At 72.3% G+C, this 14,687-nt stretch carries 12 protein-coding genes; 1 reads left to right on the forward strand and 11 read right to left on the reverse strand.

The annotated features are described in order from the left end of the window. Nucleotides 1-72 precede the first annotated feature (72 nt). From ACZ4FH_RS26710 to ACZ4FH_RS26745, 8 genes are all read right to left on the reverse strand, one after another. Complete coding sequence (locus ACZ4FH_RS26710; protein ID WP_467307951.1) at nt 73-1,623, reverse strand: RNA polymerase sigma factor; 1,551 nt, start codon at nt 1,621-1,623, stop codon at nt 73-75. Between the two features lie 322 nt (nt 1,624-1,945). After that, nucleotides 1,946-2,797: a FadR/GntR family transcriptional regulator gene (locus tag ACZ4FH_RS26715; RefSeq protein WP_467308042.1), complete on the reverse strand. Its 852-nt coding sequence runs from the start codon at nt 2,795-2,797 to the stop codon at nt 1,946-1,948. 196 nt (nt 2,798-2,993) lie between these two features. After that, nucleotides 2,994-4,829 carry an ATP-binding cassette domain-containing protein gene (locus ACZ4FH_RS26720; protein ID WP_467307952.1) on the reverse strand — a complete coding sequence of 612 codons (1,836 nt, stop codon included), beginning with the start codon at nt 4,827-4,829 and terminating at the stop codon, nt 2,994-2,996. A 149-nt stretch (nt 4,830-4,978) separates the two neighbouring features. Beyond that, nucleotides 4,979-5,743: an NUDIX hydrolase gene (locus ACZ4FH_RS26725; protein WP_383646436.1), complete on the reverse strand. Its 765-nt coding sequence runs from the start codon at nt 5,741-5,743 to the stop codon at nt 4,979-4,981. 185 nt (nt 5,744-5,928) lie between these two features. Continuing rightward, on the reverse strand, nt 5,929-7,275 hold the full coding sequence (locus ACZ4FH_RS26730; protein WP_467307954.1) for a DUF4192 domain-containing protein: 1,347 nt from the start codon (nt 7,273-7,275) through the stop codon (nt 5,929-5,931). A 102-nt stretch (nt 7,276-7,377) separates the two neighbouring features. After that, the gene (locus tag ACZ4FH_RS26735; RefSeq protein WP_467307955.1) at nt 7,378-8,184 is read right to left on the reverse strand and encodes an SDR family oxidoreductase; all 807 of its coding nucleotides are present in this window, start codon (nt 8,182-8,184) and stop codon (nt 7,378-7,380) included. Between the two features lie 164 nt (nt 8,185-8,348). Next, a complete protein-coding gene (locus ACZ4FH_RS26740; RefSeq protein ID WP_467307957.1) occupies nt 8,349-8,969 on the reverse strand; it encodes a TetR/AcrR family transcriptional regulator in 621 nt (206 codons plus the stop codon). Between the two features lie 124 nt (nt 8,970-9,093). Continuing rightward, nucleotides 9,094-11,253 carry a RecQ family ATP-dependent DNA helicase gene (locus ACZ4FH_RS26745; RefSeq protein WP_467307958.1) on the reverse strand — a complete coding sequence of 720 codons (2,160 nt, stop codon included), beginning with the start codon at nt 11,251-11,253 and terminating at the stop codon, nt 9,094-9,096. A gap of 340 nt (nt 11,254-11,593) precedes the next feature. On the opposite strand from ACZ4FH_RS26745, the gene ACZ4FH_RS26750 reads away from it, so the two are divergent. Continuing rightward, nucleotides 11,594-12,223, forward strand: a complete 630-nt coding sequence (locus ACZ4FH_RS26750) for a hypothetical protein (RefSeq protein WP_467307960.1) — start codon at nt 11,594-11,596, stop codon at nt 12,221-12,223. Nucleotides 12,224-12,291: 68 nt separating this feature from the next. Here the strand turns inward: ACZ4FH_RS26750 and ACZ4FH_RS26755 are convergent, their stop codons facing one another. From ACZ4FH_RS26755 to ACZ4FH_RS26765, 3 genes are all read right to left on the reverse strand, one after another. Further along, the gene (locus tag ACZ4FH_RS26755) at nt 12,292-12,912 is read right to left on the reverse strand and encodes a hypothetical protein (protein ID WP_467307962.1); all 621 of its coding nucleotides are present in this window, start codon (nt 12,910-12,912) and stop codon (nt 12,292-12,294) included. Nucleotides 12,913-12,972: 60 nt separating this feature from the next. Continuing rightward, nucleotides 12,973-13,683, reverse strand: a complete 711-nt coding sequence (locus tag ACZ4FH_RS26760; RefSeq protein WP_383646456.1) for a ribonuclease HII — start codon at nt 13,681-13,683, stop codon at nt 12,973-12,975. Between the two features lie 174 nt (nt 13,684-13,857). After that, nucleotides 13,858-14,484: a TetR/AcrR family transcriptional regulator gene (locus ACZ4FH_RS26765; protein WP_467307964.1), complete on the reverse strand. Its 627-nt coding sequence runs from the start codon at nt 14,482-14,484 to the stop codon at nt 13,858-13,860. Between the last annotated feature and the right edge of the window lie 203 nt (nt 14,485-14,687).

A 14,687-nucleotide genomic window follows, 5' to 3' on the forward strand; every position in this document is an offset into this window, starting at 1 on the left:
GAGGCCGGGGGCCCGGATCCATGGATCCGGGCCCCCGGCCTCTGCTGCGTCGCGCCCCTGCCGGGATACGGCCTAGTCGAGGTAGTCGCGCAGCACCTGCGAGCGCGACGGGTGACGGAGCTTGGACATCGTCTTGGACTCGATCTGACGGATGCGCTCACGCGTCACGCCGTAGACCTTGCCGATCTCGTCCAGCGTCTTCGGCTGGCCGTCGGTGAGACCGAAGCGCATGGAGACCACGCCCGCCTCACGCTCGGACAGGGTGTCGAGCACGGAGTGCAGCTGCTCCTGGAGGAGCGTGAAGCTCACCGCGTCGGCCGGGACGACCGCCTCGGAGTCCTCGATGAGGTCACCGAACTCGCTGTCCCCGTCCTCACCCAGCGGGGTGTGGAGAGAGATCGGCTCACGGCCGTACTTCTGGACCTCGATGACCTTCTCGGGGGTCATGTCGAGCTCCTTGGCCAGCTCCTCCGGCGTGGGCTCGCGGCCCAGGTCCTGGAGCATCTGGCGCTGGACGCGCGCGAGCTTGTTGATGACCTCGACCATGTGCACCGGGATACGGATGGTGCGGGCCTGGTCGGCCATGGCGCGGGTGATCGCCTGCCGGATCCACCAGGTGGCGTACGTGGAGAACTTGTAGCCCTTGGTGTAGTCGAACTTCTCGACAGCACGGATCAGACCGAGGTTGCCCTCCTGGATCAGGTCCAGGAAGAGCATGCCGCGGCCGGTGTACCGCTTGGCCAGGGAGACCACGAGACGGAGGTTGGCCTCCAGCAGGTGGTTCTTGGCGCGGCGGCCGTCCTCGGCGATGATCTCCAGCTCGCGCTTGAGCTTGGGGGCGAGCTTGTCGGAGTTCGCCAGCTTGTCCTCGGCGAAGAGACCGGCCTCGATGCGCTTGGCGAGCTCGACCTCCTGCTCCGCGTTGAGGAGCGGGACCTTGCCGATCTGCTTCAGGTAGTCCTTGACCGGGTCGGCGGTGGCACCGGCGACGGCGACCTGCTGCGCGGGCGCGTCGTCCTCGTCGTCGTCGGAGAGGACGAAGCCCTTGTTCTCGCCCTCGCCCTCCTCCTCCTCGACCTTGCCGGCCTTGACCTCTTCCACGGCGTCGTCGCCGTCGAGGATGTCCTCGTCCTGCTTGCCGGCCTTCTTGGCCGCGGTCTTCTTGGCCGCCGTCTTCTTCACGGCGGTCTTCTTCGCCGCCGCCTTCTTGGCGACGGCCTTCTTCGCGGGCGCGGCAGCGGCGGTGTCATCGGCCGCGGCGTCCACCGTCTCGGCGGACGAGGTGGCGGTGGCCGCGACGGTCCTGGTCACGGTCGTCTTGGCGGCGACGGTCTTGGTCGCGGTGCGCTTGACCGGGCTCTTCGCCGCGACGCTGCTCTTGCGGGCGCGCTTCGACGGCTCCGCTGCACTGACCATCAGCGTCACACCCTCTTCCTCGAGGATCTGGTTGAGGCTGCGCAGAACGTTCTTCCACTGGGTTGGCGGAATCTGGTCAGCCTCGAAGGCCCGACGCACGTCGTCGCCGGCGATCTGCCCATCAGCCTTTCCCCGCTCGATGAGCGCCATGACAGATTCGGACTCGGCGATCTCCGGCGGGAGCGTACGGGATGTGCTGGCCGACACGAACAACCTCTCGGAACGATGGAAACGGCTTCCGGTCCGGCCCCGGAGGGCTGGAACCGACGACCGCCGGGCTGGGAATGTACCGACGGCGCGCGGGTTGGGCCTCAGAACTGCACAGCGCGTGGAACAGCTGCTGTATTCCTTCCGAGGCGGTCACCTCTTAAGTCATCGCGCTGTTTCGAGGAGTGTTACGCCCAATCCGCGTGGCCCGAGTCACACCCCATTTGCCACAAACAGCACGGAAGCGGCATGACTCGACCATTGTGCCGCCGAACTCGGACGTTCGGCGGCACAGGGCCCGCGCGCTCCGGACGCGCCGCGCTCAGTGCTCGCGCGGCGCCGGCACGACGGGCTGGACCACCAGCAGCTGGCGCATGGCCCCCTCGGCCGCGTCGGGATCGCCCGCCGCGAGAGCGTCGACGATACGGGCATGGTGGGCGAGGGAGGCGTCGCTCGGCCGGTCGCAGCCCGTGACCGGGCCGCCGGAGACCTGGAGCGCGGCGCAGACGATCCCGGAGAGGTGCTCCAGCATGCGGTTGCCCGCCGCCTGGATGAGCAACGAGTGGAACTCGGCGTCCGCCCGCGCACAGGTGATCACATCACCCTGCCCGATCGCGTGCCCCATGATCTCGACCATGTCCACAAGGCGCTGCTGAAGGTCCTCGCGCCCATGGCCGGCCGCCAGGCGCGCGGCAAGGGGTTCGATCGTCCAGCGCAGCTCACCCAGCTCGCGGCGCTGGTCCTCGCGCTGCGGGCCGTACGCGCGCCATTCGATGATGTCGGGGTCGAGCAGATTCCAGTCGGAGACGGGCCGGACCCTGGTCCCCACATTGGGGCGGGCGCTGACCAGGCCCTTGGCCTCCAGTACGCGCAACGACTCCCGGACCACGGTGCGGGAGACCTCGAATCGCTGGCCGATCTCCTCGGGCACCAGGGGCCGGTCGGCACCCAGGTCACCGGAGACGATCATCTGTCCCAGCTGCTGAACAAGTTGGCCGTGCAGGCCCCGGCCCCGGCTGGCCGTGCCACGCCGGGCCACCCGGCCGAGCTCGGTATCGGCCCCCTCCCAGGACCGGGCGGCGGCTCGCTCGCCGGACGGCGCCTCCGCGTAGGTGAATCGGTCGAGTTCGCCCGGACCGGCGAGGCCGGAGTCGACGGTACGGGCGGCGGTCATCGGGGTGTGCGCAAGGGTACTCACGCATCCTTTGTCGGCGCCGCTTCGCCGCCCCTTGAGGTCTTTGGTGAAAAGCACACGAAAGGGTGATCGGCGTCGACCTCCCAATTGACGCCTAAGTGGTATAAAACCGGCATTCTCAATGGAGTTCCGAGGGCCTTGGCGATCTTCAGGCGCCCCGCACCCCTCCGTGCGATCACCAACGCACTCTGCCGCGAAGGCTCGTGAACAGATACGCGCAGACAAGGACCGACAACGACAGTGCCAATGCCGCCCCGACGGGGTGGGCCACCACGCGCACTCCGGCCAGCAGCCACCGGTCGGCCTCGTGCGGCCATCGCAGCCAGGCCAGTTCCCTCAGTCGGCCCGGAAGCCCGTTCGCCGAGCGGGCCGTCGGCGCCTTCGGCACCGCCTGGAGCAGCGGAACCATGAGGACGGGAACGGCGAGTACGGCCGCCACCCCCGCCGCCGTCACGCGGAAGATTCCGGCCGCCAGCAGCCCCGCCCAGGCGCAGCCCACGCTCAGGCAGGTCCAACTCATGGCCAGCGAAAGTGCGTTCGGCGGGATCCCGACCAAGTCGGCCCCGTAGAACAGCCGCAGGGACTCCGCCGACACCGCCACCACGAGCAGGGCCAGGAGCAGTGCGACACCGCCCGACACCGCGAGCTTGGCAAGGAGGAGTCCGAGCCGTCGCGGGACGGTTCCCCGGCCCGCGGCGAGCGCGGGATAGCGGAACTCGTCGCCGAAGGACAGTGCGCCGAGCAGACCGGCCCCGAGTGCGGCGGGTGGCAGCGGCAGCAGCGGGGGCCAGCCGGCGAGCACCTGCGGAATCGGTGTGCGGCCGTCGCGGGCGAGCAGCACCGACACCGCGGCCGAGGCCACGAGCGTGGCGAAGATGATCATCGTCGTGGTTCTGACGCCGAACAGGCGCCGCAGCTCGTAACGCACCGGCCGCATCGGTCCCCGGGCCGGACGCCGCCGGATCGGCGGCGCCTGCACGGCAGCGCTCCGCCCTGCCGGCTCCGGAACACCACCCCCCGCAGACCCACCGCCGGCGGCACCTTCGGCATCGACATCGACATCACTTTGGGCGTCGGGGAACGTCGTGGTGGCGGAGGAGGGAGCGGACGCGTCGGCAGGATCGAGGCGGGGAGGGCAGGTGTCGCCGACCTCGTCGGCCAGCAGATGGACGGGGAGTCCGTGCCGGAACGCCACGTCGCCGATCTCCGCACAGCTGCTCCCGTAGACGGAGATCAGGCTGCTGCTCGCCCCGGTGACGACCTCGACGGGACGGCGGGACGCGCGGGCCTCGCGGCTGACGATCGAGGCGAGCCGGGCGGCGTGGGGCGAACGGACCGCCACCCGGGGGCGCAGCCGGGTACGGGAGAAGTCTCCGACGCTCTGGTCGGCAACGAGCCGGCCGGCGTCGACGGTCACCACACGCCCGGCCGTCCGGGCGGCCTCCCTGGGGTCCGGCGTGGTGAAAAGGACCGTGCCGCCCCGGGCCGCGTGGGACCGGAGCATCTCGCGCATCCAGTCGGCCTCGCGCGCGACGAGCCCGTCGGCGGGCTCGTCCAGGATCAGTGTGTGCGGGTCGCCGAGCAGGGCGGAGGCGAGTGCGAGCCTGCGGTCCATACCGAGGGAGAGCGTGCCGATGCGCTGGTCCCCCAGTCCGTCGAGACCGACCGCGTGGAGCAGTTCGTCGGCCCGGGAGGCGGGCACCCCCGCCGCCGCGCAGAGCATGCGGAGCTGCCCCCGGGCGGTGCGGGCCGGGTGGCCCGGCACGTCGCCGAGCAGCACCCCGACCTCTCTGGCCGGATGGGTCACACGGTGCAGCGGCCTGCCCCTGAAGTAGGTGATGCCCCGCCCCGGTTCCAGTTCGAGCATCAGCCGCAGGGCCGAGGTCTTGCCGGAACCGGTCGGGCCCAGCAGTGCCGTGACGCAGCCCGGTTCCGCTTCGAACGTGAGGTCGTCCACGGCGGGCGGCAGTCCGCGGTGGCGGGCGCTGGTGAGTCCGATGGCCTGGAGCATCGCTTCTCTCGCAGGAGGTGAGACCGCTCGGCGGCAGGGCGTATCGCAGTACGATAACCCGACATATCGGACTTTCCGTGGACCATCGTCGCAGCGTCGCGGTCCGCGGCCCGGCCCCTCCGGCCCCGCGCGTCGGCGCGCGGGCTGCCTCAGACCTCGGGGCGCAGCATCGGTGGGTTCAGCACCGTGGCGGACCCCGCCCGGAACAGCTGGGCGGGGCGGCCCCCCTGCCGCGTGGTCGTCCCGCCCGCGGGCACCAGGAAGCCGGGCGTGCCGGTCACCTTGCGGTGGAAGTTCCGCGGGTCGAGCACCACGCCCCATACCGCCTCGTACACCCGGCGCAGTTCACCGACCGTGAAGGTGGGCGGGCAGAACGCCGTGGCCAGCGAGGAGTACTCGATCTTGGAACGGGCGCGCTCCACACCGTCGGCCAGGATCCTGGCGTGGTCGAAGGCCAGCGGAGCATGCCGTTCACCGTCCTGCCCGTAGCCCCCCTCCGGCCCCAGCAGGTCGTCGACCGGTGCCCAGCGCGCACTGTGCGCGTCCCCGCCCGCCCGCGGCGCCGGCAGATCGGGGGCCAGGGCCAGATGGGCAACGCTGACGACCCTCATCCGGGGATCGCGTTGCGGATCCCCGTACGTGGCGAGCTGTTCGAGGTGCGCGCCGTTGCCGGCCTCCGGGTTCACCGGGTCGTGCGCGCAGAGCCCGGTCTCCTCCACGAGTTCCCGGGCGGCCGCCGCACCGAGGTCCTCGTCGGCTCTGACGAACCCGCCGGGCAGCGCCCATCGCCCCTGGAAGGGTGTCTCGCCCCGGCGGACCACCAGCGCGCAGAGCGCGTGACGGCGCACCGTGAGCACGACCAGGTCGACGGTGACAGCGAAGGGCGGAAAGGTCGACGGGTCGTAGGGCGGCATGCGGTGATCATAGTCGTCTGCCTGACGATAAACACTCCCTTCATGACCATCTTCTTGGTGCACGGCGTCCTGCCGCACACCGCGCCGGCCGCGCTCCGCCCATCGGTGGCGACGGGGCCCTTCCGTGCGCACAGCCCCCGTGCGGGGTGGGTGCGGTGCCGGGGTCCGGCACCGCACCCACCGGTTCAGCGACCGGTCCTGGTCCCGCGCCGCCCCCGGGTGCGCCGGCCCGGCACCCGGCGTCCGCCCATCGCCGTCGCCGGTCGGGTGGACGCGGAGTGGCCCCGGCGCCGGACGGCCCGCCGCATCGGTGCCGAACGGGCCCCCGCGACCCGTACCGCACCTCGGCCACTCCTCTGCCGCACCACGCGCGCACCGCCCGGCCGGTCCCGGATCTCGCACTCCTCTCGCCGCCCGCGTTCACCCCGCAGGCAACGCCTCAGCGTCTCCGGGTCCAGGCCCTGGTTGCAGGCCTCGTGCAGGAGCTGGGCGAACGTGTACCCCGGGTCCGCCCGCAGGGCCAGGCCCAGAGCGACGCGGGCGGCCGGCTCGTCACCGGTCGACCACGCCACCCAGCCGGCCAGGGTCAGCGGCGCTGCCGCGTGCTCCTCGTACGGCGTGACGCACCGCCGCGCCAGTGCGCGCCACAGCCTCAGCGCCGGACCCGCGTCCGGGCCCTCCATCCACTCGGCCGCGCGGTCCCGGGTGTCACGGTCCTGAAGACCGAGGATCACCTCGGCGGCCTCCTCGTCACCGATCAGCCGGTCGTCGTTGATGTCACCGAGCGAGGCCGTGGCGGCCGGGGCCGCGGCGAGGCGCGTCATCAGCTGCCGGGCCAGACCCAGCGTCGTGTCCCCGACCTCCCGGTGACCGGCCTCGTCGAGGAGCTTCGGCACGAGCGCGGCACCCACCGAGTCCAGCGCCCGCTGCTGCGTACGGCCCGGCTCACCGGTCCGAGGAGCCAGCCGGGCCTCCATCTCCCGCAGCGAGCCGCGTACCTGGATGCCCGCGTACGCGGCCGCGGCCGCCATCACCGAGGTGCCCGGCATGGCCAGAGGATTGCCTTCGGCGGGGCAGCACCGGGTATCGGGGCAGACATACGACCAGTACCGGTCGCCGGAGATGCAGAGGGCTTCGAGGACGGGCACGTCCAGCGCCCCGCAGGCCGTCCGCAGCCGCTGGGCGAACGGCCGCAGGCGCTCCATCGTCGCGCTGCCGGTCTCACCCTCCGCCGGGTCCTGGCAGAGGAAGACGACGATCGCGTCGGGTCGTCCGCCGCGCCGTTCGCTGCCCTTGATCAGGCACTCCGCGAGCTGCTCGGCGACCGGGGGCCATTCCTGCGGGGACTCGGGGATCCCCAGCCTGAGCCGTCCGCCGAACCTGCCCCGGCCGCCGTGCAGGGCGACCATGACCACGCTGTCGTTCGGATGGAATCCCATGAGGTAGGGAAGGGCATCGGCCAGTTCCGCAGGACCTCGGAGAGTGATCTGCTGTTCGTCGGACGGGCCGGTGGGTTCGTGGCGCTTGTTCATGCCACGACGGTCCCGCGTTCCGGCGAAATCCGCTACCCCCTGTGGATAACTTACCCACAGAGGGTGATCACACCTGGTGGCAACGGCTGCCCGTGAGGCCGGTCAGGATTCGGGCACCCACACCTTGGGCCAGTCCAGACCGCGCAGCCGGGCGTCCAGGCCGCCGTCGCAGTACATCAACGTGCCGACGCAGTAGCCCGACTTGGGCGACAGCAGGAAGAGCAGCAGTTCGGCGACCTCCTCGGGAAGCCCGGCCCGGCCGGCCGGAATGGACTTGAGGAAGGCCTCGATGCCCGCGGCGGTACGCGGGTCCTTGCGGGCCGCCTGGGTCATCGGGGTGTCGATGAATCCGGGCGCGATGGCGTTGAGACGGATGCCGTCGGCGATGTAATCGGCCGCATGCGTGCGGGTGTAGTAGGCGATGGCGGCCTTGGTGGCCGGGTACGTGAGAACCCCGCCTGCGTCGTCCGAGGCGTCGGCGAGCGTACGGGCCGCCTCCTCGTCACCCGCCAGACAGGCCTCGGCCAGCCGCGGGTTCCAGCCGGGCTGAGTGGTCGTGGAGTTGGAGGAGGCGAGCACCACGGAGGACTCCCCCGCCGCGGCGAGCGCCGGGCGCAGTTCCTCCAGCAGTCCGATGGCGCCGAAGTAGTTGACCGAGACGAGCAGGCTCGCGGGCCGGCCCGCGCCGCCCGAGATGCCCGCGAAGGGGACCAGACCGTCGAGGCGCCCGTCGGCGAGGCGGGTCACCTCGGCCGCAGCCGCCGTGCGGCCCTCCGGGGTGCCGAGGTCGGCCTCCACGTCGGCTCCACGCAGGTCGACGCCGATGACGCGGTGCCCCTGCTCGGTCAGCCGGGCGGCGATGGACGCGCCCATTCCGGAGGCGGCTCCGGTGACGGCGATGGTTCCCATGATGGTGTTCTCCAGATGTGTCGGGTGGGGGGTGTGCCCGGCGGCCGATCGGCCGCCGGGGCCGGCCGGCACGTTGTGCGTGCCGGAGTAGGGGTCGGGGCCCGCTTCCCGGCCGGCCGCCCGTGCGGAGGGCCGTACCGGACGCGGTGCTGCCGGGCCCGTGGTCAACGGGGCCCCGGGCCGCCCCCGTACGAAGGGGCGGCGTTCAGGCCGGCCGCGACGAAGGCCATGACGGCGGCCATCGGCGGACGCGGGAGGCGGCCGAGGTCGGCGTCGTCGGACTGCGGCTCGCCGTAGACCGAGAGCAGCAGGTCGTAGGTCATGCGCAGGCGGTCGGCGACCTCGGCGCGGGACAGCTCGGGCCGGGCCGCGGCCAGCAGTTCGTTCCACGGCTCCGGCCCGAACCAACGCGCGTCGAACGGGAGCTCACGGCGGCGCAGCACGAGGCGGGCGAGCAGATGCATCAGCATCCGGCCCGTCGGCCGGGCGGTGAGCTCGTCGACGGGGCGCACCAGCAGGTCGACGAGCTCCTCGACCGACGCCGGGCGACCCTCCGCCAGCCGCTGCTCCATGCTTGCGAGCGGCTGCGCCCACAGAGGGCCGAGGCGACGCTCCAGCAGGGCCGCGACCAAGTCCTGCTTGGTGCCGAAGTGGTAGTTCACGGCGGCCGGGTTCATTCCGGCCGCCGCGTTCACGGCACGGACGGAGACCTGCTCGTAGCCCTTGGCGAGGAACAGGCGCTCTGCGGCGTCGAGCAGTGCCGCCCGGGTGGAATCTGTGGACATAACCCCATGAGAGCACCCCTCGGACAAACTTTCAATCAGTGATTGAAAATGCCGGGAGGTGCCCTGACACGGACTGCTCGCTGCCGTTGTTCTCCGTTTCCGTGTGCCGTTCGGGACTGCCGGCTCAGCCCGCCGTGGCGAGGACCAGGGGCAGCACCTGGGTGCTGCCCGCCTGGCGCAGGAGCCGGGCGGCGACCGCGAGGGTCCAGCCGGAGTCCGTGGAGTCGTCCACGAGCAGGACCGGCCCCGGCGTGGCCGCCAGGGCGCGCGCCAGCTCGTCCGGCACGGCGAAGGCGTCGGACAGCGCCTTGAGACGCTGGGCCGAATTGCTGCGGCGTGCCGCGTGCGTGCCGTCCGGACCGGTGTGCGCCAGCGTGCCCAGGAAGGGAAGCCTACCCACGTTCGCGATGCCCTCGGCCAGCGAACCGACCAGCTGCGGACGGGTCAGCGAGGGCACCGCCACCACGCCCACCGGGCGGTCGGTGGCGTCCGCCACGTTCGGCGCCCAGCCGCCCGGGGAGCGCGCCCAGTCGGCGAGGACCGCCACCGCGGCCCGCAGCACGTCGTCGGGAACCGGCCCGTCGGGGGTGCTGTCGGCCAGCAACGGGCGCAGTCGGTTGCCCCAGCCGATGTCGGAGAGCCGGCCGAGCGCCCGCCCGGTGGCGCTCTGGTCCTTGGCCGGGATGCGGCCCTTGAGGTCGACCCCGAGCGCGGCCATCCCCGTCGGCCACATCCGGCGCGGCTCGATCTCCACGCCCGGCCGGTCCAGCTCCTTCTCGGCGCCCGTCAGCGCCTCGGCCGACACGGCGCTGTCGGCCCAGGGGCCGGCGCAGTTGTCGCAGCGCCCGCACGGGGCCGCCCCCTCGTCGTCCAGCTGACGGCGCAGGAACTCCATCCGGCACTCGGTGGTGCTCGCGTAGTCGCGCATCGCCTGCTGCTCGGCTGCCCTCTGCCGGGCGACCCAGGCGTAGCGCTCCGCGTCGTACACCCAGGGGGCCCCGGTCGCCGCCCAGCCGCCCTTGACCCGCTTGACGGCGCCGTCGACGTCCAGGACCTTCAGCATCGACTCCAGCCGACTGCGCCGCAGGTCCACCGCCGCTTCCAGCGCCGGCACGGACAGCGGCCGCCCGGCCGCTTCGAGGGCCGCCAAGGTCTGCCGTACCTGCGCCTCGGGCGGGAATCCCGCATCGGCGAAGTAACGCCAGATGGCCTCGTCCTCCCGGCCGGGCAGCAGGAGCACGTCGGCGTGGGCCACACCTCGGCCGGCGCGGCCGACCTGCTGGTAGTAGGCGATGGGCGAGGAGGGCGAGCCCAGGTGTACGACGAAGCCGAGGTCCGGCTTGTCGTAGCCCATGCCGAGCGCCGAGGTGGCGACCAGTGCCTTCACCCGGTTCTCCCGCAGGTCGGACTCGGCCTGGAGGCGGTCCGCGTTCTCCGTCTTGCCCGTGTACGAGGCGACGTGGAAGCCACGCTGTCGCAGGAAGGCGGTCGCCTCCTCGGCCGCGGCCACCGTGAGTGTGTAGATGATCCCCGAGCCCGTCAGATCGTTCAGATGCTCGGCGAGCCAGCCCAGGCGGTGGGCGGCGTCCGGCAGTTGGACCACGCCCAGGCGGAGGCTCTCCCGGTCCAGCGCACCGCGCAGCACCAGGGCCTCGCCCGCCCCCGTGCCCAGCTGGTCGGCCACGTCCGCCGTGACCCGCGCGTTGGCCGTCGCCGTGGTGGCCAGGACGGGCACGCCCTCGGGCAGTTCGGTGAGCATCGCCCGCAGGCGGCGGTAGTCCGGGCGGAAGTCATGGCCCCAGTCGGAGATGCAGTGCGCCTCGTCGACCACGAGCAGGCCCGTCGTCGCCGCGAGTCTCGGCAGTACCTGATCGCGGAAGTCCACGGAATTGAGCCGCTCCGGGCTGACCAGGAGGACATCGGTCTCGCCGCGCTCGACCTCGCCGTAGATCGTCTCCCACTCCTCCGGATTGGCCGAGTTGATCGTGCGGGCCCGGATGCCCGCGCGCTCGGCCGACTCCACCTGGTTGCGCATCAGCGCGAGCAGCGGCGAGATGATCACCGTGGGGCCGGAACCCCGTCTGCGCAGCAGCGCGGTGGCCACGAAGTAGACGGCCGACTTGCCCCATCCCGTCCGCTGTACGACCAGTGCCCGGCGCCGCTCCCGCACCAGTGCGGCCACCGCCTGCCACTGGTCCTCCCGCAGCCGCGCCGTGCCCTCGGGGGCACCGACGAGCTCGGCGAGAACGGCATCGGCTTCAGTACGCAGCTCCAGGTTGTCCATGACTCCATGCAACCCGATGGGTCCGACAATCGACGACTTCACCCCGCGTGATCGCACCCTCACCCGGGGTCCGCAGCCGGAATCCAGGGGTGTTTCCGCTGGTCCTCGCTGTTCGGGCGGGACGGGTGGCGTCATCCGTGGCTGGACTGGGCAGGGATATGCGTGTCATTCCGGCTGATTACCGTCAGCCTCGCCAATTGCTCGTTGCCGCCTGCCGATACGCCAGGAAGAATTGGAGTCGCTCCCCGCACGGTCTTTTCGCGGGCCCGGAAGGGCTGTGCCGCGGCGCGCCCTCACCCGACCCTGCCCGCATCGTGGGCGCGTATGCGAAGGGAGGACCGTGACCTTCGGATTCGCCTCGTCCGCGGCCACTTCGATGTCGCCCGCCGCCGACTCCGCCAACCGCCTTGCCAGGATGCTCGAACCGGCCGAGTGGGCCGAGGCGGGCATACCGCTGCTGCGCAGTCCGCGCGAGGTGGTCAGCGGCCTGCACGCGCGGCACCGCCCGACGCCGGCGACGGCCGTCGTCGCGGTGCTCGACCACGAGGAGCGGCTGACCGCCAGCGCCTCGTTCCCCCGCCGCTCGGTGACGGCCGACGGCTGGGAGTTCCGCAACGCGCTGCTGGCGCACCTGCGCCGGGTCATCCCGCACGATCTGCGCCGCCGCACTCCGGTGCGTACGGCCGTCCTGCTCTACTGCCGCGAGGGGGACGAGCGCTGGACGGAGGAGGACGGCGCCTGGATGTGGGGACTGAGGGATGCCTGCACGCTGCACGGGCTGCGCTGCGGTGCCTACATCACGCTGACCCGAGGCGGCTGGCAGGTGCTGGGCGAGGGGCGTGGCGGCCGGCGGCCGAACTCCACCTCCGTGCCGTCCCCTCTCTCCGAGACCGCGACGGACCAGGACACGGCGCCGCTGCGCACGGGCGGTGGAGCCGTCCAGGCACTGCACCGCGCCGCGGCCCGCTGACCCGGGACGTGGGCCCGGCCGCCCTCGCGGGCGGCCGGGTCACCACGGTCGGGTGAACGCGCCGCGGGTCAGACCGCAGCGCCGAGCGCGGCGTTGACCTCCTGCGGGTCACCGCAGACGATCAGCAGGGCACCCGCACGGGTGCGGGCCTCGGACAGGGCGCGCGCGGCGGCGGTGTCGACGGTTCCGTTCACCGCCACGATCACCACCGGGCGGGACGCCGTCCGGTCCAGGGAAGCGGCACCGGCGAAGAACACGTCGTCGCCCGCCTCGTGCTGGGCCCAGTAGGCGGCCTCGCCGAAGGACAGCTCGTGCGTCGCCCACGGGTGCGGATCGCCGGTGGTGAGCACCAGGATGTCGCCGGGCGCGCGGCCGGAGTCGAGCAGCAGGTCCACCGCTTCGTCGGCGGCGTCGAGCGCACCGCCGGCCGCCGCGGGGATCAGCTGGAACTGCGGCGCGGAACGATTCTCCGTCCGGGCCGCCTGGGGCGGGCCGGGAACGGGGTGCGGGCGCGGCGCCGGGGGCGCGGGCCTCGCGGGGCCGGGACCCGGGCGACCGGGACGCGGCGTGGCCGCGGAACGCGGACCGGGTACGGGACGAGGGGTCGACGCGGTGCGGCCGGTGGCCGGAGTGGCGCGGGGACCCTGGGCGCTCTCGTGAATCTGAGGCTCCTCGGGGATGAGAGGCATGGGTGGTTGTCTATCAAACGCCGCCGCACGGGGCAGCGGCGGGGGGCGATGTGCGCACGGTCAGAAGTCGAAGCCGAGTTGGCCCCCGTCTTCCAGTGCGGCCGCCTCGGCGGAGATACGGACCTTCTTGAGGTGCCGCCACCGGGGCAGCGCGTCGAGGTAGGACCACGAGAGGCGGTGGTGGGCCGTGGGCCCCCTCCGCTCCAGCGCGGCCCGGTGCACGGGGGACGGATATCCGGCGTTGGCGTCGAAGGCGAAGTCCGTGTACTCCCCGGACTCCGCGCCGAGTTCGGCCATCATCGTGTCCCGGCGGACCTTGGCGATCACCGAGGCGGCCGCGACCGCGATACAGGACTGGTCGCCCTTGATCACGGTGCGGACCTGCCAGGGACTGCCCAGGTAGTCGTGCTTGCCGTCCAGGATCACCGCGTCCGGCCGCACCGGCAGCGCCTCCAGGGCGCGCACGGCGGCCAGCCGGAGCGCGGCGGTCATCCCGAGTTCGTCGATCTCCTCCGGCGAGGCGTCACCGAGTCCGTACGCCGTGACCCAGCGCTCCAGCAGCGGAGCGAGTTCCGCGCGGCGCTTGGGGGTGATCAGCTTGGAGTCGGTGAGTCCGGGAGGAGGTCTGCGCAGGCCGGTGACCGCCGCACACACGGTGACCGGACCTGCCCACGCTCCGCGTCCGACCTCGTCGACACCGGCGACGGTCTTGGCACCGGTGGTGGCGCGCAGTGAGCGCTCGACGGTGTGCGTGGGTGGTTCGTACGGCATGGCGCCAGCAAGAGTACGCCGATGGGGACGTCGGCGACACCCCGGGGCGGCCGGGAAGACGCGGCGCGGTCCGGCGGCCCGCGCACCGTGCCGACGGGGGCCGGGAGCGGACCCGGGGCGCGTGCGGTGACGGGGTGCTCCGGGACGGGGCCGGCGCCGGGCCGCCCGCCCGGCTCAGCCGGGACCGGAGCGGTAGAGGGGCATCGCGACCCGGTCGATCAGATCGGCGATCTCCTCGTCCGTCCATTCGCTCCCGCACACCTTGCCGCGGTACATCATCATCGCGGGGATGACGTCGAGGGCCAGTTCGCAGAGGGCCTCGGGTCGCACCTCGCCGCGTTCGACGCCTCGGCTCACCACCTGCCTGATGAGGGTGGTGGAGGGAGTGATCACACCGTTGAGGATCACCGACTGGAAGCGCTCGGCGGTGTCGGCGTCACATTCGTGAATGACCGCGCGCAGCGCGGAGCCCGAGGTGGAGAGCATCGCGTCGCGGAGCCGGAAGCAGAGCTGGAGGAGGTCGTCGCGGATGTTCCCCCCGTCGGGGGCGTCGCCGATCGGGGGCAGGGCGCTGCGGAGCGCCTCCGCGACCAGTTCCTCCTTGGACGACCAGCGCCGGTAGACGGCGGCCTTCCCGGTCTGGGCACCCGCCGCGACCCCTTCCATGGTCAGCCCGTTCCAGCCGACCGTGCTGAGCCGCTCCAGGGCGGCGTCGAGGATCGCGCGCTCCAGCACGGGACCGCGGCGGCGCAGGGACACCACCGGCTGCCGGGCGGCGGCGGCCGATCGCGAAGTAGCCATCAGTTTCACTCCATCGGAAACGGGGCGGGTCGGGGTGACTCGACGAACCGGCGCGGGGAGGGCGGGGGCCCGCCGGCCGGTTCGGGGGATCGGGACACCGAGCGACGACGAAGGACTCAGTGAACGCTTGCGTTCCTTGAGGGGGATTCACTACCGTAGACGCAACAGTGAACGGATGCGTTCACTAATTCATTTGTGGGGGA

The organism is Streptomyces sp. NPDC024555 (assembly GCF_055559335.1).

Excerpts from the sequence above, each read along its gene's own strand:
- ACZ4FH_RS26715 (WP_467308042.1), bottom strand. The coding sequence starts at position 2,797 with ATGACCGCCGCCCGTACCGTCGACTCCGGCCTCGCCGGTCCGGGCGAA.
- ACZ4FH_RS26720 (WP_467307952.1), bottom strand. The coding sequence starts at position 4,829 with ATGCTCCAGGCCATCGGACTCACCAGCGCCCGCCACCGCGGACTGCCG.
- ACZ4FH_RS26725 (WP_383646436.1), bottom strand. The coding sequence starts at position 5,743 with ATGCCGCCCTACGACCCGTCGACCTTTCCGCCCTTCGCTGTCACCGTC.
- ACZ4FH_RS26730 (WP_467307954.1), bottom strand. The coding sequence starts at position 7,275 with ATGAACAAGCGCCACGAACCCACCGGCCCGTCCGACGAACAGCAGATC.
- ACZ4FH_RS26735 (WP_467307955.1), bottom strand. The coding sequence starts at position 8,184 with ATGGGAACCATCGCCGTCACCGGAGCCGCCTCCGGAATGGGCGCGTCC.
- ACZ4FH_RS26740 (WP_467307957.1), bottom strand. The coding sequence starts at position 8,969 with ATGTCCACAGATTCCACCCGGGCGGCACTGCTCGACGCCGCAGAGCGC.
- ACZ4FH_RS26745 (WP_467307958.1), bottom strand. The coding sequence starts at position 11,253 with ATGGACAACCTGGAGCTGCGTACTGAAGCCGATGCCGTTCTCGCCGAG.
- ACZ4FH_RS26755 (WP_467307962.1), bottom strand. The coding sequence starts at position 12,912 with ATGCCTCTCATCCCCGAGGAGCCTCAGATTCACGAGAGCGCCCAGGGT.
- ACZ4FH_RS26760 (WP_383646456.1), bottom strand. The coding sequence starts at position 13,683 with ATGCCGTACGAACCACCCACGCACACCGTCGAGCGCTCACTGCGCGCC.
- ACZ4FH_RS26765 (WP_467307964.1), bottom strand. The coding sequence starts at position 14,484 with ATGGCTACTTCGCGATCGGCCGCCGCCGCCCGGCAGCCGGTGGTGTCC.